Origin of the sequence: Sphingomonas larreae (assembly GCF_051400595.1) — a bacterium.
Classification (GTDB): Bacteria; Pseudomonadota; Alphaproteobacteria; order Sphingomonadales; family Sphingomonadaceae; genus Sphingomonas.
Window position 1 is genome coordinate 1 of sequence record NZ_JBLFFI010000009.1, and the last position, 22,669, is coordinate 22,669.

Consider the following 22,669-nt stretch of genomic DNA (forward strand, 5'->3'; position numbering starts at 1 on the left):
CCCTACGAATACATCGCCAAGATCTGGACGTCAGAGCCAGACCGGTTCATCGTCGACCCGATCCACCAGATGCCGGGACTGAACACCTAGGCGAGAAGCTTCAGGACCTCGCGCTCGGACAGAATCCGGATCGCGCGGCCTGACCGTTGCAGTTCCAAAGCACGCCGGAACTGCGCATCGTACCGCGCATAGCCAAACGGTTCCTCGCCGATGACCGCCAAGATCGTGGTCGTTCTGCCGACGCTCGCGACGATACGCCCACCACCGCCCGCTAGTCGGTGAGCAAGCGGGCCGTTGCGGGGCTGGCCCAGGATGGCCACCCGATGACCCTTGAGTGGACCGTCCGCCGCGGGAGGTGGCGCCGGAGCGGCGCGTTGCCCTGCTAGGGGCGTCAGCCAGCCCGCGAGCGGTATGCCGGTACTCTCGATCGCCTTGGCAACGATCATACCCGCGGCGCGAGCGTCACTCAGGGCATCGTGGTGGCGGAGCGGAATGCCTAGGTGTCCCGAGACCACGTTGAGCTTATGGCTGGCGAGTTCGGGCCAAGCACGTTTAGCGACGCGGACGCTATCGAGCCAGGTCGTCTCGACCATCCTCCGGTCGTGCACGCGGCAGGCCGCCGCCAGGGCACCTTTGTCGAAGTAGGAATGCGCAACCGTGGTTCGCTCGGCAAGGTGCCCATGCACAACGTTGTACACGTCGGCAAAGCACGGCTTGCCTGCGACATGGCCGGCGGCGATGCCGTGGATGCGAGTGTTGAAGCTGCTAAAGTGATCGCGCGGGTCGAGCAGGGTCTCGTACTCGAATGCGACCGCGCTGCCGCGGAAGCCGACGATTCCGATCTGACAGATACTGCTGACGCGGGAGCAGGCAGTCTCGACGTCGATGACGACAAAGTCGATTGCGTCAGCTGCAGCCGGATCGCACTCCGGGCGGGCGGCATTGATAGGAACTTCGGTAGCGGCGTCGCGGAACATAGCAGGATCATACACTAGGACAGGGGAGGGCCAAAGCTATGATTGCCGACCCCCAAGTCGGCCGCGATGACCACCATCAGGAACAGGCTCCGCCTTCGAGGTGCTCTACCGATACGTCCGCCGTCACGGAAGCCGTTTCGCTGTTAGATCCACCAGGAAAAGAGGCTAAAGTCGGCGGCTGCGAAGGCGAACGGCTTGGAAGGGTCGGTGAGTATCTCTATGGCATCCTTCGGCGCTCCGCCGAACTGCGACATATCGATCGTGACTATGCCGGTTGTCGCGTCGCGTGAGGTCGCCGCTAGCACCTTGTCGAAGGTCGCGTACGTGAAATGCCAAAGATCGATTTTGTCCTCACCTTGCACAAAATCGATGATCCGATCACGATTGTCGCCGTACGAGAACGTGAAAACGTCGGCCCCTCCGCCTCCCACGAGGCGATCTTTGCCCCCCCCGCCACCAATGACATCGATGCCCTCGCCTCCCCAGAGCTGATCTGAGCCCCCGCCGCCGTATAGGACATTGCCGTAGTTGCCGCCTCGGATCACGTCACTTCCACTGCCACCAGCAAATTGGGCAATTTCGATGCCGGTGATGATCGTGCCATCCGCAAGGGACTGCACCCTATCCGGTGACGTAAAATCAATCCTCAATCCGACCGCAAGGTTGGTGCGGTTTATACTTGCAGTGTCGATACCGGAGCCGCCGTCTAGCAATCCGGCGCTGATGCTCCACAGCGTGTCGTTTCCAGCGCCTCCGAGGAGCCGATCAAAACTCGTATCTGAGAAGTTGCTGTCCGATCCGATAAGGTAGTCGTCACCCTCATCCCCTGAGAGTATGTCAGCGCCAAACCCGCCTGTGATCGAGTCGTTACCCTCTCCGCCAAAAAGGCGATCATCGCCGGCATCACCGTTGATGTAGTCGATGTCGGCGCCACCGAGGATGAAGTCGTTGCCATCGCCGCCAGATAGGTAGTCGACGCCCGCCCCACCATAGATGTTGTCGTCACCGCTGCCGCCGCGCAGCTCATCGCTGTAGATCGTGCCGACCATGACTTTGCCGATCATAGCTTTCCTCCCCGCATAGGTTGCCGGCTACTCAGCAATCGCCGAGTCGGCGGGAGGACGTTAGAAGATACCACTCGGCTTGCTAGCGGCTCAAAGCGGGTAACTCGTTCGTTACCCCTGCTTCCGACAGATTGAAGCCATTTTTACAGCTAAATAAGTCGTCTCGACATCAACCTGACAGCGTCCGCAGGGAGCGCTTTCGCCACCACTTGCGCAAACGGGGTAAGTCGCTGCGATCTATATGACGGCGGTCCGCGGTTTGAAGGTCGCGCAGCTTGCGCGAGGTCTACTTCCAAAGCGGGTCTAACCGCAGGTTAACCGCTTCGCCTTATGTCTGGTCGGATGGATTGGGTGGGGAAGCACGCGAGGCGTTGGACCAGCAGACGGCCGTCGTCGGCCGTCGTTCAGCTGGGAGCGCTCATCACGATCGCGCTTGTCGCGTTCGCGGCCGCCATCGGCGCGCTCGTCACGACGATGAACGCGCAAGGTTCCTACGAGCGTGTCCAGATGGTGCGCGGCGCCCTGGGACGGGACGTGCAGTCGGTCGCGACCTCAGTGGAGTCGGTGTCCCGCTGGGATCAGGCCGTTGAGCACCTGTACGGCGTGCCGGACCGTAAGTGGCTTCTGACGATCATAGAGACGAGCGGCGCGTCGGCCTACCTGATCGATGCGGACGGCCGCACCCTCCTATCGGTCCGTCCGGGCTCCGGCGCGGAGGATAGCCTTGCTGCTGCACTTGGACACTCGACCAAGCGCATATTAGGCGCTTTCCGAGGGCCGGACCGGAGGACGCGGTCGCCCTTATTCCTCAGGGCGCATGGCAAACCGGCGCTCGTCGCCGGCGCGATCATTAGCTACAAGGATCCGTCACGTCCGCTTCCTGGCGCGCCGAGATACCTCGTGCTCGTCAATCCCGTCGATCAGCTCGGCATACCGGGTCTCGCGGCCACCTTCGGCCTGAGCGACCTGCGCGTTCGAACGGGCGCTGCCGCGACGAGCGGCATGGTGTCGTATGGTCTCGGCAACCCCGGCGAACCTCCCCTCGCGATGATTGAATGGCGCAATCATCGGCCCGGGACGGCCGTTTTGCGAACACTCGTGGCGCCGCTATCGGCTGCGGGGCTCCTGTTCCTGCTCCTTAGCATGGGGCTGGCCGCTCGCATCGTCGCATCCGAACGCACCCTGATGGAGAAGACCCGCGTCGCGGACGAGCGTGCGCGGGAGACGACGGCAGCCCTGCGTGCGGCCGAAACCGCAAGCGTGGAGGCGGAGGCGGCGCTAGCGCGAGCTGAAGCGGTGGGCCGCGAACTCGCCGTCGCCCGACGTCGAGAGGCTGAAGGCGAGCGCGCGTTTCTAGAGGAGCATAGAAGCTCGACCGGGCAAATTGCGGAGGCGCTGTCGACCTCCGTCGGCGAGATCGCCCGCCTGCTCGCGCGCGACGCTCAGCAGCTTGACGAGCGCGTGGCTGCGACCCGTAGTGGCGTTTCGCTCCAGACGGGGGAGGCTGGATGCGCCACGGAGCGCAGCGCGGTGACCGTCGCTAACACGAGCGATATAGCGGAGTCGCTGACGGAGCTGCTCTCGGCGGTCCGGACGATCCAGGCGGACGCGCGTGCGCACCAGGATGCCATTCGCACCAGCATTCAAGAGGCGACGTGCGCTCAGGCTAGGCAGACGGTGCTTGGCAAAGAGGTTCAGGATGTGGGAGCCGCGGCGGACCTCATTAGCCAAATTGCCGCCAGGACGAACATGCTGGCGCTGAACGCGACCATCGAGGCTGCTCGAGCTGGCGAGCAGGGGCGGAGCTTTGCGGTGGTCGCAGGCGAGGTTAAGAGTTTGGCCGCGCAGATCTCAAGCACGACTACCGCCATCTTCTCGGCCGTGGCGCGCATCGAGGAGGCCAGCCGATCGACGGGAGCGCTGGTGGATCGCGTGCATGCGCTGTTAGTGAGCCTCGCGGCCTCGTCGTCCAGCAGCCTAGCGGCGGTCGAGCGGCATGAGCGCGAGGCCGCGCGCATCCAGTCGATCACCAGGGAAGTCGCCGAAAACGCGACGTCGACCTCCGCCATCGTCATGCGCATCGCGGAAGCTTCCTCGGTCCTTGTGGCCTCGGCCGACGACACGCAGACGATTGGCAATCAGGTCCGCCGCCGCGCGACGGAGCTCGACGCGCGGATCGCGACCTTTGTTGGGGAGCTGCGACGGCGTTCGACCAGCGGCCTTGGTCACTCGGCCTAGCGAGGTCAGTAGCCAGTCACGTCGATGAGCGGGTTTGGGACCCGAGATGAACGAACGTCGGGTTTGGGAAAGCGGTTGGGAGCTCATGAATGTCTGATTATGAGTCAGCGGGCGCGCGCCTAAACCTGAACAGCTTGTCGTAGCGCCAAGCCCGCAAAGCGGGCCGTGGCAAGGAGTTGGTCTAGGCCATGTCCGCTGCGAGCCTTCGCCGAGAGACCGGACATGGTCGTGCTGACGAAATCTGTCAGCCGTTCTGCCTCAGCTGGGCAGCGCGCAGCGACATAGTCCCGGATCACGGCCTCAGCGGCGAGATTATAGGCGCGTGCGGCCTCGCGAGCATCCGGATCGTCGCAGCGCACGCCCTCAAGGACGAGGCAACCAGCAGCCTCGGGATTAGCGGCGTAGTACCGCGCCGCCTCCTCCAGGACGGCCACAAGGCACTCCGCTACTGACTGATCATCGCGAAGGAGAGCGGTCAGCGGGACGGCGTTGCCGCTATTGTAGCGCTGCAGAACGCGGGCGTAGAGACCGGCCTTGCTGCCGAACGCGGCATAGAAGCTGGGCGGATTGATCCCTAGCGCGGCGGTCAGATCAGCGACGCTGACGGCATCATAGCCACGGGCGTGGAAGAGCTGCTGGGCTGTGGCGACCGCCTCCTCCGGATCGAAGCGGCGAGGGCGGCCACGCCCGCGTTTTATATCTGTAGTCACCCGTACAATAATCCTTGACGACGCTGGCACCCGTTTTATGTAGCGCACCGTACAGTAAGCAGCAAGGACGACGGACGTGGCTTCATCTCAAGGGAAATCCGTTCTGGTGCTCGGCGGCAGCCGAGGTATCGGTGCAGCGATCGTGCGGCGTTTCGCCACGGACGGCGCCGAGGTGACCTTCACCTACGCTGGATCGCATGAAGCGGCCGAGCGGCTGGCGGCAGAGACGGGCAGCACGGCGGTGCAGACCGACAGTGCCGATCGCGATGCCGTGATCGCCAGGGTGCGGGACAGCGGACCGCTCGACGTGCTGGTCGTGAACTCCGGCTTTGCGATCTTCGGCGATGCGCTCGAGCAGGACCCGAACGAGGTTGACCGGCTGTTCAGGGTCAACGTCCACGCGCCCTATCATGCCTCGGTCGAAGCGGCCCGGCAGATGCCTGAGGGCGGGCGGATCATCGTGGTCGGCTCGGTGAACGGCGACAGGATGCCGGTTCCGGGCATGGCGTCCTATGCGCTGAGCAAGTCGGCCTTGCAGGGCATGGCGCGAGGCCTGGCGCGCGATTTCGGACCGCGCGGGATCACGATCAACGTCGTCCAGCCCGGCCCGATCAACACCGATGCCAACCCGGCGGGCGGGCCGATGAAGGACCTGATGCACAGCTTCATGGCGATCAAGCGCCACGGGCGGCCTGAGGAGGTCGCGGGCATGGTGGCCTGGCTGGCAGGACCGGAGGCGGGCTTCGTCACGGGCGCGATGCACACGATTGACGGCGCATTCGGAGCGTGAGGGCGCGATGACCACCATCGGCATTATCGGCGCGGGCGAGGTGGGCAGCCACATCGCTCGCGCGGCGATCGCCAGTGGCTATTCGATCGTACTTGCGAATTCGCGCGGGCCTGAGACGTTGACGACGCTCGTTGGTGACTTGGGCCCGGCTGTGCGAGCGGCGACGGCAGCGGAGGCTGCCGCGGCTGGAGACTTCGTCGTAGTTGCGGTGCCTCTCAAGCTGGTCAACGACATGCCCGTGCACGCGCTCGCTGGAAAGGTCGTGATCGACACCAACAACTACATGCCTTGGCGTGACGGCAACTACCCGATCGTGGACTCGGGCGAGAAGACCGAGCACGAGCTGCGCCAGGCGCAACTAACTGCCTCGAAGGTGGTCAAGGCGTTTACGCACATCCAGGCACCGCGCATTCTGACCTGGGGACGACCGGCCGGTTCACCCGACAGGCTTGCGCTGGCCGCATCGAGTGACTTTCCCGAGGCGGTGGAGATCGTCGCGCGGCTGTACGATCAGTTCGGTTTTGACATCGTCGATAGTAGCCCGCTCAGCGAGTCTTGGCGCACCCGACCCGGGCAGCCCGCCTGGAAGCAAAGCGCACAGACCCGGCCCGAGCTTGTCGCTAACCTCGCCCGCGCACGCTATCAATGGACGTGAACAAGCGTCTGCTTTCGAGGTGCCGCCCGGCGGTCGCGAACGGCCGAATGTGGGTCTTGAGAGGGATCGGTTACGCGTCAGTGATGTGCAACAGCGCTGGCTTCTACTTGTGCCTTGGGCATGCCTAGGCTCGCGTCAAACTCGTTCCAGCTTGCAACAGGCAGCGCACCGCCTGTGGCCTGAGCATGGCCGTTGCCATACCGTCCATCAGCGCCAGCCGGACGGTGCTCGGCCAAGAAGTCGATCAGGTCGCGGCCGCTCGCCGATCGTGCAGCGAAATGCACCCACCCTGCTCGGTAGCCGCGGTTGGCGGCGATCACGATCTTGTCCTTGAGGCGGCCGCGCCATTGCTGCGCGATGAGCGGGTGGATCTGACAGGGTGAGTCGAGGAGGATCAACGCTACGTCGCCGACCACGAGCGGGGGAATTGCGACGATCAAGCCGGCGGGTTTCAATTTGGCGAGTTGGTCACGAGTGTCTGCCTCCCAAGGCGACCCAGTCTTGCCGATCACCAGGGGCTCCGCGGTTCGATCGGACTGTCGAAGCGCGCGTAGAAGGATCGCGGCCGCGCCAAGGCCATCGGCATCGAAGTGGCTGAGTACGACAACACGACCACGCTGGTCGAACGATGCTAGAGCGTCAGTCATGGCGACTCGAGCGGCAGCTCGAGCGTCCTTCCCTTGTTCAAGCCTTCCAATCATCCTGCTGAAAACGCCCCATGGAGCGTCGGGCTCCGCCATGCAGCAAGGCACGGCATGCCGCCGCGTCCGCTTGCTAGGAAGGGCAGTGCAATGCCGCGGTTGGTGTCAGCTTTGTCGATGAGGTCGCAGGCATCCATCGGCGCGCTCAGTCACCGAGGTCCCGCCGGCCGGCGGGTCGAACGGCTTCGCCTCCCGGCCGGCTGCTCTGCTGCAAGCCGTATCCATGTCGGCGCATGATCGCTGGTCTTCTCCCAGCCACGCACATGCTTGTCCACCTGCGCCTCCTCCAACCGGCTTGCGAGTGCCGGGCTGAGCAGCAGATGGTCGATGCGGAGGCCTGCATCCCGGCCAAACGCATTCCGGAAATAGTCCCAGAATGTGTAGATCGTTTCGTTTGGGTGCAGCGTACGGAGAGAGTCCGTCCAGCCCTGGTCGACTAGGCTTGCGTAGAGAGCTCTCACCTCAGGAGCGAAGAGAGCGTCGTTGACCCAGCGCTCCGGCTTATAGACGTCAGCGTCCGTCGGCATGACGTTGAAGTCACCAGCGAGAACCACCGGCAGCCCGCTCGCCAGCAGGGTCGCCGCGTGCTCGATGAGCTTCTCGAACCAGGCAAGCTTGTAGTCGAACTTGGGGCCGGGCCTCGGGTTGCCGTTCGGCAGGTAGAGCCCGCCGATGATCACGCCGTTCACCGCGGCCTCGATGTAGCGGCTCTGCGCGGGATCGGGATCGTCCGGCAATCCGCGCCTCGTCTCGTGGATCTCGCCGACGCGGCTCAGAATGGCGACGCCGTTCCAGCTTTTCTGCCCGTGCCAGACCGCATCGTAGCCAAGGTCCCGGATGGCGGTCTCGGGAAACTTCTCCTGCGGCGCCTTCAGCTCCTGCAGGCAGACGATGTCCGGCTCCTCCTCCTCAAGCCATCGCAGCAGCACGGGGAGGCGGCCATTTACCCCGTTCACGTTGTAGGTGGCGACCTTCATGCGAACTCCAACGCTTCGATCTCATTCGGCTCAATGTATAAAGCCGATTGGTCGCTCGTCGGATGCGACTTCGTCACCTCTAATGGGTTGACCTGCTCCTGCCGCAACGACCCTGCGGCTCGCTTCGCACCCGGACAGGCCTGCGTACCTTAGAATTGAACAGCGGACCCGGCTAGAGCAGCTCGATCACTGGACAACCACTGGACAACCAAAATCGGCGCTCGCTAGAGCGTTGGAATGACCACCACATCCACTGAGCAAAGCGCGGACGCGCACGCCGATACGATTGCGCTCGCTGCGGAGTTGACGACGGCATGGCTCGCCAATCCGCACACGCGCGCAGGCTCAGCCGAGGTGCTCGCTTTCTTGAAGTCGATGCACGAGGCTGTGTTGGGTTTGTCGAGCCCTTCCAGGGCCACGAATGTCACGACGGCGGTTGAGCACGTGCCCGCGGTCTCGGTGCGCAAGTCGCTCGTCGATCCCAATCGTATCATCAGCATGATTGACGGCAAGCCGTACGCCAGCCTGAAGCGCCATCTCGCCAGCCACGGGCTCACGCCGGCCGAGTATCGTGAGCGTTTCAATCTCAAGTCGGATTACCCGATGGTCGCACCGGGCTACAGCGAGGGACGGCGAGCGGTTGCCAAGCAGATTGGACTGGGTCGGAAAGCGGCTACCGCTGTGGAGGGCGTCGGCGCTGCCATCGAGCATGTGGCCGAGGAGGCCGTCAGCAAAGCGCGGAGGGGCGGCAAAGCCGCGCTGGGTGCCGCACGCAAGACGCTGGGTATTCGCATCTAGGCTCGTGTTTCAGCAGCGTCGCGGCGCTTGCCAGCCGCCAAAGCGACGCGCCGTCTGACCAGACGTGGATCTTCGAAGAGGTCGCGGATGGCTCGGCGTCGAAACCTGTTCCACCAACGCTGCCAGCGGTGCTCCGCCGCGTCATGGATCAGGTGACAGCGCTGGCAGAGCGCAGCGAGGTTGGAGCGGGCATTGTTGCCGGGATCGTGGTCGAGGTGGGCGCAAGCGAGCACGACCTTGGTCGATCGCACAGATGAGAGTGCGAGGCCTGACAGCGAAACTCGTCTTCCCAGATGCGACCGCCAGCACCCTGCGCCGGCGTCCCACCATCTGCCATCTCCCAGGTGGATCACCCTACGCAGGTGAGGGCGCCCACAGTGATCGCACCGCGAACCTGCGCGTTTGAAGCGCACCGCTGCCGACAGCTGCTCCCAGTCGATGGGGTAGAGCCAGCGGTTCTCGGGACGTATCGGCATGGCGATTCTATGAGTCAGCAAGCGCGAGAACAAAAGGGAAATTTGACAGCATGAAGGAAGAGCAGCTGGCGGTGATTGCCGCTGTTGTGAGCCGGGCACCTGACTGGATCAGACGGGATTTGTCATCCACCAACCTCGCCTCGAGGCAGAGGGCTGAAGAAGCGCTCGCCGCTATGCCTGCGGCAGCAATCAAGGGCGCTGATTGAGCGAGAAGGTGCAGGAGCCCTGTGTGTCGGCGTAGGGCGGCGTAATGACATGAACGGATGGCGGGAGTTCGGAAGCGATCAGGACCCTCTGAGTGACTGCTTATGGGTCAGGTAGCGAACGAGCCTCTCGGCTTTTGTCTACCAAGACGCGAGCTTACCGCTCGCTTCGCCTGCAAGACGACACTCGATCATCGGACCCGCACCGGCGGGGTGCTATGCCGCACCTCAACATCGCACCCGCTTGACGTGACGTTGACCGTTGTTCGGCGAACACAACGGTTACAAGGAACCGCTGTGACCATTTCAGGTTTCCCAAGAACGCTGATCCCTCGGCAGCATGCCGTCTGGGTCGTGCACGAACTTCTCGGATCGAGCGGTCTTCGATGATGCCGATTCATGTAATTCGCTCAGGGAAACCCGATCTGGCAGAATGAAGCTCGTAACAGAGATTCGACTATCGCAGCCGAAACGCCTGGATGATGCCGAGATGGTCGGACAGGCGTTGTCCCCCGGGCAGCTGTCCGAAGCGGCGGGGTGATCGGTACGCGGCGACCGGACCTCCGTACAGGACTATGGTCTTGGCATGCGCGATGGTCGGCGTCGTCGCGAGATCGCGGCAGGTCGCGCCGCACGCGAGCTCCGCGGCCGCGACCTTAAGGCCGTCGCGTGCGACGAGGCTCTGCGCCAGATAGGACGCACGCGCCGAGTCGTTGCCGACGTTGAAGTCGCCCGCCAGCAGAACCTGAGCCCCAGACCCGGCGAAGCCGCGAACCGTGCGTCCGAGAAGATCGACCTGCTGCGCGTAGGCCGCGAAGCTGCGATCGTCGGCGACTCCGGATGCGGTACGGGAGTTCAGGTGCGTATCCACGACGATCAGCGGCGCAGTCCGGCCCGGCACTCGCAGCGCGACCGCGAGCATCCCCTTGTTCGCGAGGCAGTCGTAGCCCGCGCAGGCGAAACGGGGAAAGGGCACGCGCCAGGTCGCTACGATCGGATAATCGGAGAAGATTGCCAAGCCGCTGTCCTCCTGCGCGCCCTCGGTCTCGCCACGAAGAATGCTGGCTTGAGCCAGAAAGGTGCGTTCGGCACCGGTCGCGGCTTCAAGGGAGACCATGCCGGCAGCTGGACCAAATGCCGCGTAGCGGTATCCGGCTTCCTCGCCGATCATCTCCTGCGCGCCGCCGAAGGCTTCCTGAAGGGCAAGGACGTGCGGGCGCTGTCCACGGGCCGACACCTGGCGTAGCTGACGTCCGATCTCTTCCGCCGCCTGCGTGCGACCATGCGTGAGCGGCCATGGCAGTCCTTCGACGTTGTAGGACAGCAGCCTCACCGGGTCAGACGAGGAGACGGCAGGCCAAGGCCGGTGGACGGGACTCCGCGCAGGCCAGGGCCTCACGATGGTCGTGAGCAGCAGCGCGGTCAGCACCAGAAGCAAGAATCTCGGCACGGACGGTCTCCTGCGGCGCTGTCTCGAAGATGACGTACGCACGGACGCGTGGCCCCGGCCGGTCGGTGAGATTACATCGCCGTCATGCGCTCCAGGGACGCGCATGCGACCGCGGCGAAGACGGCTGAGCGCGAGCGTATCGCACGCGAACTGCACGACACGCTGCTCCAGACGTTTCAGGGCACGCGGCTGTGGCTGCAGGCGCTCGCAGGACTGCGGGTTGTCGAGGCCGGGCGCAAGGCAATCGATCAAGCGCGGCTTCGCGACCGCGCAGCAGGCGCTGACGGAAGGCAAGGCCGCGTCGCCGGCTGCGCGGGCGCGACGACGTTGACCTCGTCGCCCTCCTCGGCGGCTCGTGTCCTCGACGGCGAAGCCGAGACGTCCATGAGCGTTTCGGATGAAGGAAGAAGGCGCGGGCCTTCGCCGCGCAGGTATATGCAGAGGCAGCGGCGATTGCGCGCGAGACGATCGCAAACGCTCGCCGACATTCGCATGCAACCAGCATTGAGGTTCGGGTGGAATAGCGCCGGAGCCGCCTGCTGTGCGTTGAAGACGAGGGCATCGATATCGAGCCGACCGTCCTGAACGCGGGTTGCCGCGACGGTGGTGACGGGTACCAGCGTCACGCTCCGGATAGCGGACCCCCGTGCCTACGTACGGACGGGTCCTCCGTGGCCTTGGTTCGCCCGCTGACGATCGCTGAGATTTGGAAGGGCGGAGAGGATCGGCCGGTGCCGTCGCCGTGCAGATCCGCCGCGTGTCGTCACTGAGCGCGCAGCTTCGCCACGTCTTCCGGCCTGAGCTGCGACTTCACGCCGCCGTAGCGCTCCTCGACGTAGTTCACGACGGCTGCGACCTCCGCGTCGGTATGGCTGCGTCGGAACGCCGGCATGTAGCGGCGGGGCTCGTCCGGAGCTCCCATGCCGTTCAGGACCATCAACGCCGCGTTCGCCGCCGTCCTGTCGTTCGCCGCCCGGTTCCCAGTCAGCTGCGCCTCGGGCACCAGCCGGCCCAGACCGTTCCAGCCGTGGCAGGCCGCGCATGAGTTCGCGAAAATCTGCGCACCCGGCGAGGCGTAGTCCGGACCTGCACCTGGCCTTGCCGGCGGCGCGGCGGCGATGCTCGGCGAGATCGACGACGAGTGGGCGGGGACGGTGGCGAGGTACTCGGCCATTGCCGCAAGATCCCTTTCGGCAAGCCGGCTGAAGCTCATCTCGACCGCCTCCGCCATCGGACCCGAAGCGACGCCATGGCCCTTCGCGTAGCCGGTCTTGAGGTACGCGACGAGCTGCTCGCGGCTCCAGCCGCCGATCCCGCTCTGCCCGTCCGTCGTTATGTTGTAGGCGTTCCAGCCCTCGGCCGCGCCGCCGGCGAACTTGCGTCGCGTGTCCATCGCCTGCGCGAGCGTCCTCGGCGTGTGGCACTCGCCGCAGTGAGCGGCTCCCTCGACCAGGTAGGCGCCGCGGTTCCACGCGGCGCTGCGTTCCGCCACCGGCTCGAAGGGCTTCTTGGGCACGAAGAACGCGTACCAGAAGCTCATCAGCCAGCGCTGGTTGTAGGGAAAGGAGAAGGTGTTGGGCCTGTTCTCCTGCCGGACCGCCCGAACCGTCGTCAGGTAGCGCCTGATGGCATGCACGTCGGCCTCCGTCATCAGAGAGTAGGAGGCGTAGGGGAACGCTGGATACAGCCTGCTGCCGTCCTTCGAGATGCCCTTGTGCATGGCCCGCAGGAAGTCAGCGTCCGACCACGTCCCGATGCCGGTCCTGGTGTCTGGCGTGATGTTGGGCGTGTACAGCGTCCCGAACGGCAGCGCGAAGGCGCGTCCGCCGGCGAACGGCCGGCCGCCGCGTGCGGTGTGGCAGGCAGCGCAGTCGGCAGCATCGGTCAGATAGCGGCCCCGTGAGATCTCGTCGGCGCCCGCAAACGACGCAGGAACGCCGACCGGCGACGGCCCTCGATAGGCACCCAGCGGCACGCTGGTACCGCCGGCGAATGCAAGCGGTGCGGGCAGGACGAGCATGCGCCAGCCGATCACCGCACCAAGGATCGCGGCTGCGCCAAGCAACGCCAGAAGGCCAGGTCGCCTGCTCGTCATCGATCCCGACCTTTCGCGCGGTTTGGCATGTGCCGCCGAGGCGGCTCGGAAGTTGACGCAAGCATCTATCAGGCTTTGCAGGAGATGACGACTATACGCGCGGATGGCACTTGCCCCGGTCGACCGGATACGCGCGTATGATTGTTGGAGCGGCCTCTTGCGGACATCTACCTTCGGGTTGGCGACCGGTGACCTGCCGCGTCGTCGTAGCGAAGGGCGAGAGCGAGATGATAGGCTTCGAGGTCAACGGTCGACCCGTCTCCCTTGAGGTGGATCCCGAGACGCCGCTGCTGTGGGTGCTGCGCGAGGACGTGGGACTCACCGGTACCAAGTATGGCTGCGGCGTCGCCCAGTGCGGCGCGTGCACCGTACACCTGAACGGCGAGGCGGTACGGACATGCGTGCTCCCGGTCGGAGAGGTGGCAGGCAGACGTGTCACGACTATCGAGGGTCTCGGCGCCGACGGTCTGCACCCGGTCCAGAAGCTCTGGCTTGAGCATCAGGTGCCGCAGTGCGGGTACTGCCAGTCGGGCATGATCATGGCCGCCTCCGCCCTGCTCGCCTCCAACGCCAGTCCGAGCGACGACGACATGCTTGCCGCCATGACCAACATCTGCCGGTGCGGAACCTACCCCCGCGTCCGCGCCGCGCTCGACCAGGCGCGTGGCCGCCAGGCGCAGGCGGCATGACCTTCGCGGCACCCGGCCGACGTGCCGTGCTCGCCGCCGCCCTGGCGATCCCGGGTGCGTACTTCCTCAACTTCACCACGTCCGCCGCCTCCGGCGACACGGGATCCGACGTACTCGTTGAGCACCTGCTGCGGATCACGCCGGACGACGAGATCGTCATCACGTCGCCAGTCGCCGAGATCGGTCAGGGCACCTCGACCGCGTACGCGATGCTGGTCGGCGACGCGCTAGACGCTGACTGGGAGCGCATCCGCATCGAACTCGCGCCGGTCGGGAAGGAGTACTACAACCCACGCTTCTTCTCGCAGCTGACCGGCGCCAGCACCGGAACCTCCGCCTTCCATGCCGGCTTCACCAAGGCCGGCGCGACCGCCCGCACGGCGCTGATGCTCGCGGCCGCACGGCGCTGGAACGTGGACGTGGCGAGCGTGAACACCGATCAGGGCCGGGTGATCGGTCCAGGCGGCAGATCGCTGCGCTTCGGCGAGCTGACCGCGATCGCCAGCCGGATGCCGGCACCCCAGACGCTGATCGATCGTACCGACGACCGTCCCCGTTTCGTGGGCCGGCGCATGCTGCGGCTCGACCTGCCGTCGAAGGTCGACGGGTCAGCACGGTACGCGATCGACGTGCAACTGCCGGGCATGCTCAGCGCGGCCGTCGCCTGCGCTCCCGTGTTCGGCGGCCGACTCGCGTCCGACAGCCGTGCGGAAGTGCTGAAGATCCCGGGGATCAAGGGCGTGGTCGACCTTCCGAACGGCGTCGCCGTCGTGGCCGATCGCTGGTGGACCGCACGACGTGCGCTGGAGACCCTCGCCCCGGTATGGGCCTCAACGCCGAACGACGGGGTCAACGACGCCGCGATCAGCCGACAGTTCGACCGCGATCTAGCGGCCCGTCCCGGTGCCGTGGTGGACAGGATAGGGCAGGGCGCGGAGGCGCTCGACCACGCCGCGAAGGTCGTGAGGCGCAGATACGAGGTCCCGTACCTGGCACACGCCACGATGGAGCCGATGTCGTGCGTCGCGCAGGTGTCCGGCGCCAGGTGCGACTTCTGGACGGGATCTCAGCATCCGCAGAACGCACGCGACGCCGTGGCGAAGCTGCTCGGCCTGCTGGCCGAGAGGGTGACCTATCATCCCGTGATCGCGGGCGGCGGGTTCGGCCGGCGTCAGGAGACCGACGTCGCACAGCAGGCGGCGCTGATCGCGTCGAAGTTCCCGGGAGTTCCGGTCAAGCTGATCTGGACCCGGGAGGAGGACGTGGCGCACGACTTCTATCGCCCGGCAGGCGTATCGGAGCTCTCGGCAGGCATCAGCGACGGGCAGTTCGAGACGTACGTTCACCGGCAGGCGACCCCTTCCATTCTGCCGCGCCTGTACCCGGTGGTGATGAAGGAATACGACGAGGTCGTCACCGACGCGATACAGTCGCCGTACGGCTTCGCCAATCGCGAGGCGCGCTGGGTCCGCAGCGAGACGCACGTGCCTGCCGGCATGTGGCGGTCGGTCGGCTCCTCGCACACGGTCTTTGCCATCGAGAGCTTCGTGGACGAGGTCTCGCACGAGCTGACGATCGACCCGCTGGAGATGCGACGCGGGCTGCTCAGGAACTCGCCGCGCGAGTTGGCTGCGCTGAACCGCGTGGCGGAGCTGTCGGGCTGGCCCGGCAAGGACTCCGGCTCGGCGCTTGGGCTGTCGATCAGCCACAAGCGGGACGACTGTCTCGCGGCGCAGGTGGCTCGCGTGCGGATTAAGGACGGGCAGCCCGTCGTGGATCGGCTCTGGACGGTCGCCGACCCCGGAAGGGCCGTGAACCGCGACGCCGTGATTGCCCAGCTCGAGGGCGCGGCGATCTGGGGTCTCACATCCGCGCTCTTCGGGCAGGTCTCGATCGATCAGGGACGTGTGCAGGAGTCGAACTTTCACGATTACCGGATGGTCAGGCTGAGCGAGGCGCCGGTCTTTCGTACCGAGCTGCTCGAGAACGGCGAGATCGAGGGAACCGGCGAGGGCGGTTCGCCGAACGTGGCGCCGGCGGTGTGCAACGCGATCTTCCGGCTGACCGGCAGGCGCATACGCGAGCTGCCGATTTTGAAGCACTTCGCCTAAGCTTCAGCAGTCTGGCGCTGCAGGCCGCTTTGCGCAGAGCTGGTTGACCTGCCTGCCCCGGGAAGACCGATCTCCATACCGGCGTATGATTCCGCGCTCCAGTCGCCTCGTCCAACGGCCTCGAGGACGGAGCGGAAGCTACGGACCATCGAACGGCCGGTACGAGGAGCCTCGAATGACCAAGAAGCATCAGGGCCGCTGCGAGTGTGGCGCCGTAACCTTCGAGTTTGACGGCGACCCTACCTTCATTGCGGACTGCTACTGCTTTGACTGCCAGCGGTCGTCTGGTGGAGTCATGGCGACGTACATGAGCGTGTCGGAGGACGACTTCACGCTGCTCAGCGGCGCGCCGAAGGGCTACGAGTACGTAGCCGACACCGGCAACACGCTGGTCCGCAACTTCTGCCCGAACTGCGGTGCGCGACTGTTCACCGACAAGCTTTCCGGCTTTCCCGGCACCGTCTTCGTCATGCTCGGCAGCCTGAACCACACGGACGAGATCGCACCACCGATCATGGAGATCTTCACTAGGCGCCGGATACCCTGGGCGAAGGCGCTTGAGGTTCCGCAGTTCGCAGCGCGTCCCGACGCTGAGTAGAGTCGCCTCGGGCCCCAGCCTCATATGAAGGTATGATGGCGAAGGGTGAGAGGCTGATCGCTCCCGATCCCGGGTGTTGGTAGTGCGACTGACGAGGCGCCACGTGCGCCTGCCCGAGGTCGATCATGCACAAGCGCTTCACCGGACCCGATCAGACGACAGGAGCGGAGGCTAGCCTCGCGCCTGCGGCCGGCGAGATCGTCTCGGCGCCAGCGGCCGAGCATGCCGGCTGTGGCGACGAGGTGGCGTGCAGCCGTCGCTGGACCGCTGTCGGCGGCCTCTCGGCGACCACCTTCGTGCTGGTGACCAGTCAGCTGCTTCCGGTGGGCATGCTCAGCGCTATCGGCCGGGACCTGGATGTCGAGATCGGTCACGCCGGCGCCATGATGAGCGTTCCCGGCACCGTCGCTGCCGTCGTCGCGCCGGCGCTGGTGCTCCTGGGCGGAAGCGTCGATCGGCGTCGCCTGCTGTTGGGCCTGAGCGGTCTCTTCCTGCTGTCCAACCTCGTCGTCTGCATCGCACCGACGTTCGCAGGGATACTGCTCGGCCGCGCACTGCTTGGAGCGGCCCTGGGCGGCTTCTGGGCGGTCGCGCTGGCCGCCGCTCGCCGCCTCGTGCGGCCCGACGAAGGCGCTCGCGCCACTACCATCGTCATGGCGGGCATCTCCCTCGGTTCTGTCGTCGGCGTGCCCGCCGGTGCCCTTGCAAGCAGCTTTCTCGACTGGCGCTCGACCTTCGCCGTGATGTCGGCCGCAGCCCTGGCTGTTCTCGCCATACAGTTCGCGACGCTGCCGCCGATGCCGACGCGGACCCGGACCGCAATCGCGGATCTGATTGGTCTCTTCAGGGTGCCGCGCGTGCTGGTCGGCTTCGTCGCGGTCGCGCTGGTCAGCGGCGGTCACTATTCAGGGTACACCTTCCTCGAGCCGGCGCTCTCGAGCATCACGCGGCTGGCGGGGGCTGGCGTCAGCGCCACCTTCGCGGTCTATGGCGCCTCGGGCGTGCTCGGACTGGCCCTTGGCGCGCGCATCATGCGCATAAGAGGATCATGGGGCTTCGCTGCGATCTGCGGCTCGGTCGGGTTCGGCATGCTGCTGTTCTTCGCGGCAGGCCGCTTCCCCATGGCGGCCGTACCCGTGGTGGCTATCTGGGGCGCGGCCTTCGGCGCCGTGCCTCTCGGCGTCCAGCTCTGGACGCACCGCGCCGCGCCGGAGCGCTACGAGGCGGGCGCGGCCTGGATCGTGACGATCATCCAGGGCGCACTGGCGGCAGGCGGCCTTCTCGGCGGCGTCGTCGTCGGGCGGATGGGTCTCGCCAGCGGCTTCGCCGTCGGCGGCATTCTCGGACTGCTGGCCGGCCTGCTAGTGCTCGTCTACTCGCTGACAGCAGCGAAGGCGGACTGACCGGAACCCCGCTCGCCGAGCGCGACATGCCCTGTACGGGCAGGTAGCAGTCGCCCACCGCGCGTGCCCTGTCCGCGGGTGCGCAGCCGCCAGGATGCTTCCTGCGAGAACCAGCAGCGCTGCGGCCAAGAGTGGAAGTGCGCACCCCATGCGCGGCACGACGAGCGCGCCCGCCCAGGCGCCGAGCAGGATGGCGGCGACGGCGCCGCCTTCGCGCCGCCAGCGGACGTTCTGTCCTCCGGCAAGCCGCGACTCGCCCGCCAGCGCCGCGATCGCCTGCGTCAGCGCCGTCGTCGTCATGTCCGGCATGCCGAGCCTTCGCACGCTGGCATTGCGGAAGCCCATCGCACCGGAGATGAGCGCGGTAGCCAGGATCGCCTGCGGCGGGCCGGAAGCTTCCGGCCCGCCGACGTCGACGAGCGCGAGTGCCGCCAGCCCGAGCAGCGCGCACTCGAATACGCCTGCTGCGACGAGCCAGCCCCGCATCGGCCGATCGAACGTGAAGAGGGCGAGCCGGCCCGCGGCGACGGCGCCAATGCAGAAGCTGCTGAGCGCCACGAGGTATGGGCCGGGATGGAAGCCGGGTACGCGGGCGAGGGCGAACCCCAGCAGGACCACGTTGCCGGTCATGTTCGCCGTGAAGACGCGATCCAGGCCGAGGACGCTGATGGCGTCGACGAGGCCCGTGGTGAACGCCAGCAGCATGAGCAGAGGTCTCATGGAACCGGGCAGTGGCCGGCCTTGAGCTTCGGACATCCTAGCATGTTCCCGTGACGGACCAGAGGCGACCAGGAGGGAGGCTCAAACCGGCCGACCCTGAACGGCTACGGCCACCGAGCACCTGCAGGCGCTCGATGGCAGTAGCCGACACCGGGGTGCGGCATGTCGAGCGGGTGACCCGCTCGACCGTAAGCAGGGCGATCAGCCGCCGATGTGCGTGCGGATACCCGCCGAGATCTGGTCCAGCGCCGCCACGGTCGACGGCACGTTCCGAAGCGCGTTCAGCGCCACGAAGTCGTGGATCGTTCCGTCGTAGCGAACCGCGGTGACGTCCACGCCTGCAGCCATCAGCTTGCGCGCATACTCTTCTCCCTCGTCGCGCAGCGGATCGCTCTGCGCGGTGACGACGAGCGCCGGGGGCAAACCCTTCAGCTTCTCGGCGCCGGCGCGAAGCGGGGCCACGTACGGATCGTCGCGCTCTTCGGGCGCATAGCGGTCCCAGCCGTACTTCATGAAGCCGCGCGACAGAAAGTAGCCGTCCGAGAACTCGTGATAGGACGCGGTGTCGACGCTTGCGTCCGTGGCGGGTACGAGAAGGACCTGATAGTCGATCTTCGGCCCGGCGCGATCCTTCGTCATTAGCGACAGCGCCGCCGTCATGTTGCCGCCGACCGAGTTGCCGGCCACCGCGACGCGGGTGCCGTCGGCACCGAGTTCGCGACCATGCTTCGAAATCCACTGCAGCACCGCGTAGCTCTCCTCGAGCTGCGTCGGGAACTTGGCGGCGGGAAGGGGCGAGTACTCGACGAAGACGCCGACCTGACCCGAGCCGAGGACGAGGTCGCGCAGTAGGCGCTTGTGGTTGTCGAAGTTGCCGATGATCCAGACGCCGCCATGGATGAAGAGCAGCACGCCCGGGGTCCCGGAGTTGTGGTCGGGCTTCATGATGTGGATCTTCACTTGCCGACCGTTTTCGCTGATCGTCCGGCTGGTGGTCGTGACGCCGCTCATGTCGACCTGCGTCTTGTTCTGCAGCGCCGTGAGCGCGTCCTGAGGCTGCGGCTGCGGGAGCTCCCAGAAGGGGCTCGGCGACTTGTTCACCTCCGAGAGGAAGGCCCGCACGCGCGGGTCCAAGTTCACGTCCGTCGCAGGATCTGCTGCGGTCTGAGCGGCGGCTGTCTGGGTCATCATCGTTGCTCCAAGTGCAAGGGCGGCAGTTCTAACGATCTTGTGCATTTTCACGTCCCGACTGAGAAGAGATTAGCTGCAGCGCAATGGTCTGCAGGTCTGCGATCTGCTGCCGGTCGCTGACGAACTAGTATCTAGTTCTTGAGCGAAGAGCCTGGAACTATATGCTGGTATGAGGACACACGCCCTCCGATAAAACCTGGCAGAACGTCGGGGTGTATCCGGCAGCGCCCGGCAGCGGATCGATCTGAAGGCTGCGGACTTGCCGCTGTCCGTCGTGCGCCTGGGCTGCCTCATATCGACGACCAATCAGCTCGCGTGGAGGAGCCAAAGGTCGCGGCGATCGCGTCGACGTGACGTGTCTTGACGGCGGCCGACGGTGCCTGTGTGACGTTACCGTCCCGCAAAGCGGCTTGCAGGTCGCAAGGAACCATTCGAACCGATCCAGACCGATCGCGATACCTCAGGCGGCGAAAGACGAACCCCCGGGTTAGCCGTCACACCGACCGTATGATTTGCCTCACCTCTGCCGGAGAGCATCACCATCACGTCGCTTGCAGACGAAGCCGCGGCAAGGAGGCTTAGATGATCCGGTTCGCCGCTCTGGCGCCGCTGCTCGCTCTCATCGCGCCGGCACCTACCGCCGCCGAGACACCGGACACCGTGCGTGAGCACAGTGCGGGTACCTGCAAGGTCTCGTCCTACGACGATCCTACCGCAACCAACGCCGGTCAGTTCGCCAGCCGTCGATCGATCGTGGTCCAGGCCGGCAGGAACAGGATTCTCATAGCCCCGGTGGCAGGCGTCGATGGTCGAACGTCAGGGCAGGGCGTTCCGTTTGATGCTGTGCTTCTGACCTCGCTCGAGAACGCGCAGATCGAAGGCGTGATGGATGAAGGGCGCGTCCGATTCCCTCATGCGAGGATCTTCGTGGATCGGGCCGTGCTGGAGGATGCCACCAGGACCACCGGGTTTACGGAGAGGCTCAGCTCGCTGCTTGCCAGCGGACGAGTGTACGCGATCGAGGCCAATGTGGACGTGCTGCCGGGCGTCCGCTTCGCTATCCCGCCCACCGCCGCCGCAGGCGTCAGCCGGGTGGTCGTGCGCTGCGGCGATACCAGGGTGGTGACGATCGCCGGGAGCGAGCTCGACCGATCGGGGTTGGGCCGCACCCGAGGCGCCTCGCTTGACCGGCGAGATCCGGCCCATCTCCGCCGCATGGTCGGGGACGCCTACGTCCTCGCCACCACGGACGGGATCTACCCCGCTGTCGCGACCCTCTACCGGCACGACGACGGCTTCCGTCTCGGCTCGGTCGAGGCTCGCGAATACGGCGGCGTACCTCCACGCACCGGGCGCGTGATCGTCGAAACGGCAGCTGCCGACCGGCGCTGACTCCCGCGGGATCGACGGTACGCCCCGGCGACCCGGCGAACCGCGGGCGTCAGCCGCGGCGTGTTAGCGGGATCTTGGAACATCCCGTCTAACCTGCGTCGATGTTTCGTCGCGTTCTGCCGAGGCTGACGGCGGTTCCGCTGCTGGTCGGCATCCTCTACTGGGTTGCGGCGACCACGTCCCTGTGGCTCACGTCAGGGACGGACGGCGTTTCCTCCATGTGGCCTGCCAGTGGCGTGCTGCTGGCCGCCGTGATCCGCACGAGTGGGCGAACGAAGGTGGCCTGCATCGTCGCGGCGGCGGCAGCGAGCGCTGCCGCCAACCTGATGGCCGGCATGTCGCCCACGGTCAGCGCAGGCTTCACGATAGCGAACGTGTTCGAGGCGCTCGCAGGAGGCTGGATCTGGAGTCGCCTGTCGGATGGCCGGCGAGAACTCTCGTCCTGGGTCGACGTCCTGAGGCTCGCCACGTCGGTGATAGGATCGGCGTGCGTGAGCGCCGTCCTCGCCGCCGCGACGCTCGGACGCCCGGGTGCGCTCTTCGTTCTATCGTGGTTCTGCACCGTGGCGCTTGGCATGCTGCTGGTCACTCCGGTCGTCATGACCGACGAGCGCTTCCTCGAAGCCGACTCCGCGAAGCCGGACGTCGCGAGAAGGACGTGGTGGCTGGGTGCGCTCCCCGTCGTTACGGTCGCCTCCTTCGCGCAGGCAGGCTACCCGCTTCTGTTCCTACCTCTCGCGGTTCTGCTCGGCGTCACCTGGCACGTGGGACTGAAAGGGAGCGCGTCCGGGCTGCTCCTCATCAGTCTCGTGGGCTCCGTCTGCACGGATCTCGGGCGGCACATCTAGGTCGAAGCGGACAAAAACCGTCAACGTAAATTGCATCCACTCCTGCCTGACTAGCAGCTCCATGTCCGCCTGACGCAAGCCTTCGCCTGTTTCGCGCGCGCATCGTTGACGTCAGGGTTTGACGGATTGTGTCAATCGAGGCCTCTGAGCCATGCCGATGTCGACCAGAACCGTCCCGTATGCGGCCGCTTAACGTGGGAGGCTGCAAGCGGGCGGCGCTCGGGGCCAACGCCGCCCACCGACACTCAGTTGCTGTCGGAGTCGTCGCCATCGTCGGCGATGATGATGATGCCGGCAATGACCGCAGCCGCTGCGACTGCAGCGACGATCACGCCGCCACGCGCCAGCATCTCGCTCGAGCGGCCAGCGGACGACGCGGCACGGCTGGACTTGGCGACCGACAGCGACGCGGCCGGGTTCGCCGGTGCCGCGAGGGCGGGCGCCGCTGCGAGCGTCAGTGCGGCCGTGGCGCTGAGGAACTTCATGATCATGATCGTCTCCTTGGGGTGCGGTCGGCGACGTGCCTGACCCGTAGTACCCCGTCATGAGACGGAGACGTGCGGCCGACACCTTGATGCGACGA

At 65.9% G+C, this 22,669-nt stretch carries 22 protein-coding genes and 1 pseudogene; 12 read left to right on the forward strand and 11 right to left on the reverse strand.

Features of this window, described 5'->3' with window-relative positions; genetic code table 11:
* Positions 1–86: 86 nt before the first annotated feature.
* Both ACMGDM_RS19240 and ACMGDM_RS19245 read right to left on the reverse strand, forming a co-directional pair.
* Positions 87–977, reverse strand: coding sequence for an exonuclease domain-containing protein (locus ACMGDM_RS19240; protein ID WP_436805748.1), 891 nt, complete (start codon positions 975–977; stop codon positions 87–89).
* A gap of 143 nt (positions 978–1,120) precedes the next feature.
* On the reverse strand, positions 1,121–2,041 hold the full coding sequence (locus ACMGDM_RS19245; protein WP_436805749.1) for a calcium-binding protein: 921 nt from the start codon (positions 2,039–2,041) through the stop codon (positions 1,121–1,123).
* Positions 2,042–2,383: 342 nt separating this feature from the next.
* On the opposite strand from ACMGDM_RS19245, the gene ACMGDM_RS19250 reads away from it, so the two are divergent.
* Positions 2,384–4,279 (forward strand): methyl-accepting chemotaxis protein, encoded by a 1,896-nt coding sequence (locus ACMGDM_RS19250; protein ID WP_436805750.1) that lies wholly within the window; start codon positions 2,384–2,386, stop codon positions 4,277–4,279.
* Between the two features lie 119 nt (positions 4,280–4,398).
* Here ACMGDM_RS19250 and ACMGDM_RS19255 read toward each other — a convergent pair whose 3' ends face one another.
* Entirely contained in the window at positions 4,399–4,989 is a 591-nt protein-coding gene (locus ACMGDM_RS19255; protein WP_436805751.1) for a TetR/AcrR family transcriptional regulator, read from the reverse strand.
* Between the two features lie 76 nt (positions 4,990–5,065).
* On the opposite strand from ACMGDM_RS19255, the gene bdcA reads away from it, so the two are divergent.
* Both bdcA and ACMGDM_RS19265 read left to right on the forward strand, forming a co-directional pair.
* Positions 5,066–5,779: an SDR family oxidoreductase gene (gene bdcA, locus ACMGDM_RS19260; protein WP_436805752.1), complete on the forward strand. Its 714-nt coding sequence runs from the start codon at positions 5,066–5,068 to the stop codon at positions 5,777–5,779.
* A gap of 7 nt (positions 5,780–5,786) precedes the next feature.
* Entirely contained in the window at positions 5,787–6,434 is a 648-nt protein-coding gene (locus tag ACMGDM_RS19265) for an NADPH-dependent F420 reductase (protein ID WP_436805753.1), read from the forward strand.
* Positions 6,435–6,511: 77 nt separating this feature from the next.
* Here ACMGDM_RS19265 and ACMGDM_RS19270 read toward each other — a convergent pair whose 3' ends face one another.
* Both ACMGDM_RS19270 and xth read right to left on the reverse strand, forming a co-directional pair.
* Positions 6,512–7,081, reverse strand: coding sequence for a hypothetical protein (locus tag ACMGDM_RS19270; RefSeq protein WP_436805754.1), 570 nt, complete (start codon positions 7,079–7,081; stop codon positions 6,512–6,514).
* 203 nt (positions 7,082–7,284) lie between these two features.
* The gene (gene xth, locus ACMGDM_RS19275; RefSeq protein WP_436805755.1) at positions 7,285–8,112 is read right to left on the reverse strand and encodes an exodeoxyribonuclease III; all 828 of its coding nucleotides are present in this window, start codon (positions 8,110–8,112) and stop codon (positions 7,285–7,287) included.
* 237 nt (positions 8,113–8,349) lie between these two features.
* Between xth and ACMGDM_RS19280 the strand changes: the two genes are divergently transcribed.
* Positions 8,350–8,910, forward strand: a complete 561-nt coding sequence (locus ACMGDM_RS19280; protein ID WP_436805756.1) for a Ros/MucR family transcriptional regulator — start codon at positions 8,350–8,352, stop codon at positions 8,908–8,910.
* A gap of 526 nt (positions 8,911–9,436) precedes the next feature.
* On the forward strand, positions 9,437–9,592 hold the full coding sequence (locus ACMGDM_RS19285) for a hypothetical protein (protein ID WP_436805757.1): 156 nt from the start codon (positions 9,437–9,439) through the stop codon (positions 9,590–9,592).
* 454 nt (positions 9,593–10,046) lie between these two features.
* Here ACMGDM_RS19285 and ACMGDM_RS19290 read toward each other — a convergent pair whose 3' ends face one another.
* The gene (locus tag ACMGDM_RS19290; RefSeq protein ID WP_436805758.1) at positions 10,047–10,922 is read right to left on the reverse strand and encodes an endonuclease/exonuclease/phosphatase family protein; all 876 of its coding nucleotides are present in this window, start codon (positions 10,920–10,922) and stop codon (positions 10,047–10,049) included.
* Between the two features lie 201 nt (positions 10,923–11,123).
* Here ACMGDM_RS19290 and ACMGDM_RS19295 point away from each other — a divergent pair.
* A pseudogene (locus tag ACMGDM_RS19295) lies at positions 11,124–11,237 on the forward strand (histidine kinase); the annotation flags it as partial.
* A gap of 50 nt (positions 11,238–11,287) precedes the next feature.
* Here the strand turns inward: ACMGDM_RS19295 and ACMGDM_RS19300 are convergent.
* Positions 11,288–11,665: a hypothetical protein gene (locus ACMGDM_RS19300; protein ID WP_436805834.1), complete on the reverse strand. Its 378-nt coding sequence runs from the start codon at positions 11,663–11,665 to the stop codon at positions 11,288–11,290.
* Between the two features lie 137 nt (positions 11,666–11,802).
* On the reverse strand, positions 11,803–13,074 hold the full coding sequence (locus tag ACMGDM_RS19305) for a c-type cytochrome (protein WP_436805759.1): 1,272 nt from the start codon (positions 13,072–13,074) through the stop codon (positions 11,803–11,805).
* A 287-nt stretch (positions 13,075–13,361) separates the two neighbouring features.
* Between ACMGDM_RS19305 and ACMGDM_RS19310 the strand changes: the two genes are divergently transcribed.
* The 4 genes from ACMGDM_RS19310 to ACMGDM_RS19325 all read left to right on the forward strand — a co-directional run bounded on the left by ACMGDM_RS19310 (position 13,362) and on the right by ACMGDM_RS19325 (position 17,935).
* Positions 13,362–13,823: a (2Fe-2S)-binding protein gene (locus tag ACMGDM_RS19310; RefSeq protein ID WP_436805760.1), complete on the forward strand. Its 462-nt coding sequence runs from the start codon at positions 13,362–13,364 to the stop codon at positions 13,821–13,823.
* Positions 13,820–15,934 (forward strand): xanthine dehydrogenase family protein molybdopterin-binding subunit, encoded by a 2,115-nt coding sequence (locus ACMGDM_RS19315; RefSeq protein WP_436805761.1) that lies wholly within the window; start codon positions 13,820–13,822, stop codon positions 15,932–15,934. Before ACMGDM_RS19310 ends, ACMGDM_RS19315 begins: the two co-directional genes overlap by 4 nt.
* A gap of 175 nt (positions 15,935–16,109) precedes the next feature.
* Entirely contained in the window at positions 16,110–16,532 is a 423-nt protein-coding gene (locus ACMGDM_RS19320) for a GFA family protein (RefSeq protein ID WP_436805762.1), read from the forward strand.
* Between the two features lie 125 nt (positions 16,533–16,657).
* Entirely contained in the window at positions 16,658–17,935 is a 1,278-nt protein-coding gene (locus ACMGDM_RS19325) for an MFS transporter (protein WP_436805763.1), read from the forward strand.
* Here the strand turns inward: ACMGDM_RS19325 and ACMGDM_RS19330 are convergent.
* Positions 17,894–18,640 (reverse strand): YoaK family protein, encoded by a 747-nt coding sequence (locus tag ACMGDM_RS19330; RefSeq protein WP_436805764.1) that lies wholly within the window; start codon positions 18,638–18,640, stop codon positions 17,894–17,896. The two genes, ACMGDM_RS19325 and ACMGDM_RS19330, sit on opposite strands and share 42 nt — an antisense overlap.
* A 216-nt stretch (positions 18,641–18,856) precedes the next feature.
* Complete coding sequence (locus ACMGDM_RS19335) at positions 18,857–19,846, reverse strand: alpha/beta hydrolase (protein WP_436805765.1); 990 nt, start codon at positions 19,844–19,846, stop codon at positions 18,857–18,859.
* 582 nt (positions 19,847–20,428) lie between these two features.
* Here ACMGDM_RS19335 and ACMGDM_RS19340 point away from each other — a divergent pair.
* Positions 20,429–21,238: a hypothetical protein gene (locus tag ACMGDM_RS19340; protein WP_436805766.1), complete on the forward strand. Its 810-nt coding sequence runs from the start codon at positions 20,429–20,431 to the stop codon at positions 21,236–21,238.
* 101 nt (positions 21,239–21,339) lie between these two features.
* Positions 21,340–22,086, forward strand: a complete 747-nt coding sequence (locus ACMGDM_RS19345) for an MASE1 domain-containing protein (protein ID WP_436805767.1) — start codon at positions 21,340–21,342, stop codon at positions 22,084–22,086.
* 245 nt (positions 22,087–22,331) lie between these two features.
* On the opposite strand, the gene ACMGDM_RS19350 is transcribed toward ACMGDM_RS19345, so the two are convergent.
* A complete protein-coding gene (locus ACMGDM_RS19350) occupies positions 22,332–22,577 on the reverse strand; it encodes a hypothetical protein (protein ID WP_436805768.1) in 246 nt (81 codons plus the stop codon).
* Between the last annotated feature and the right edge of the window lie 92 nt (positions 22,578–22,669).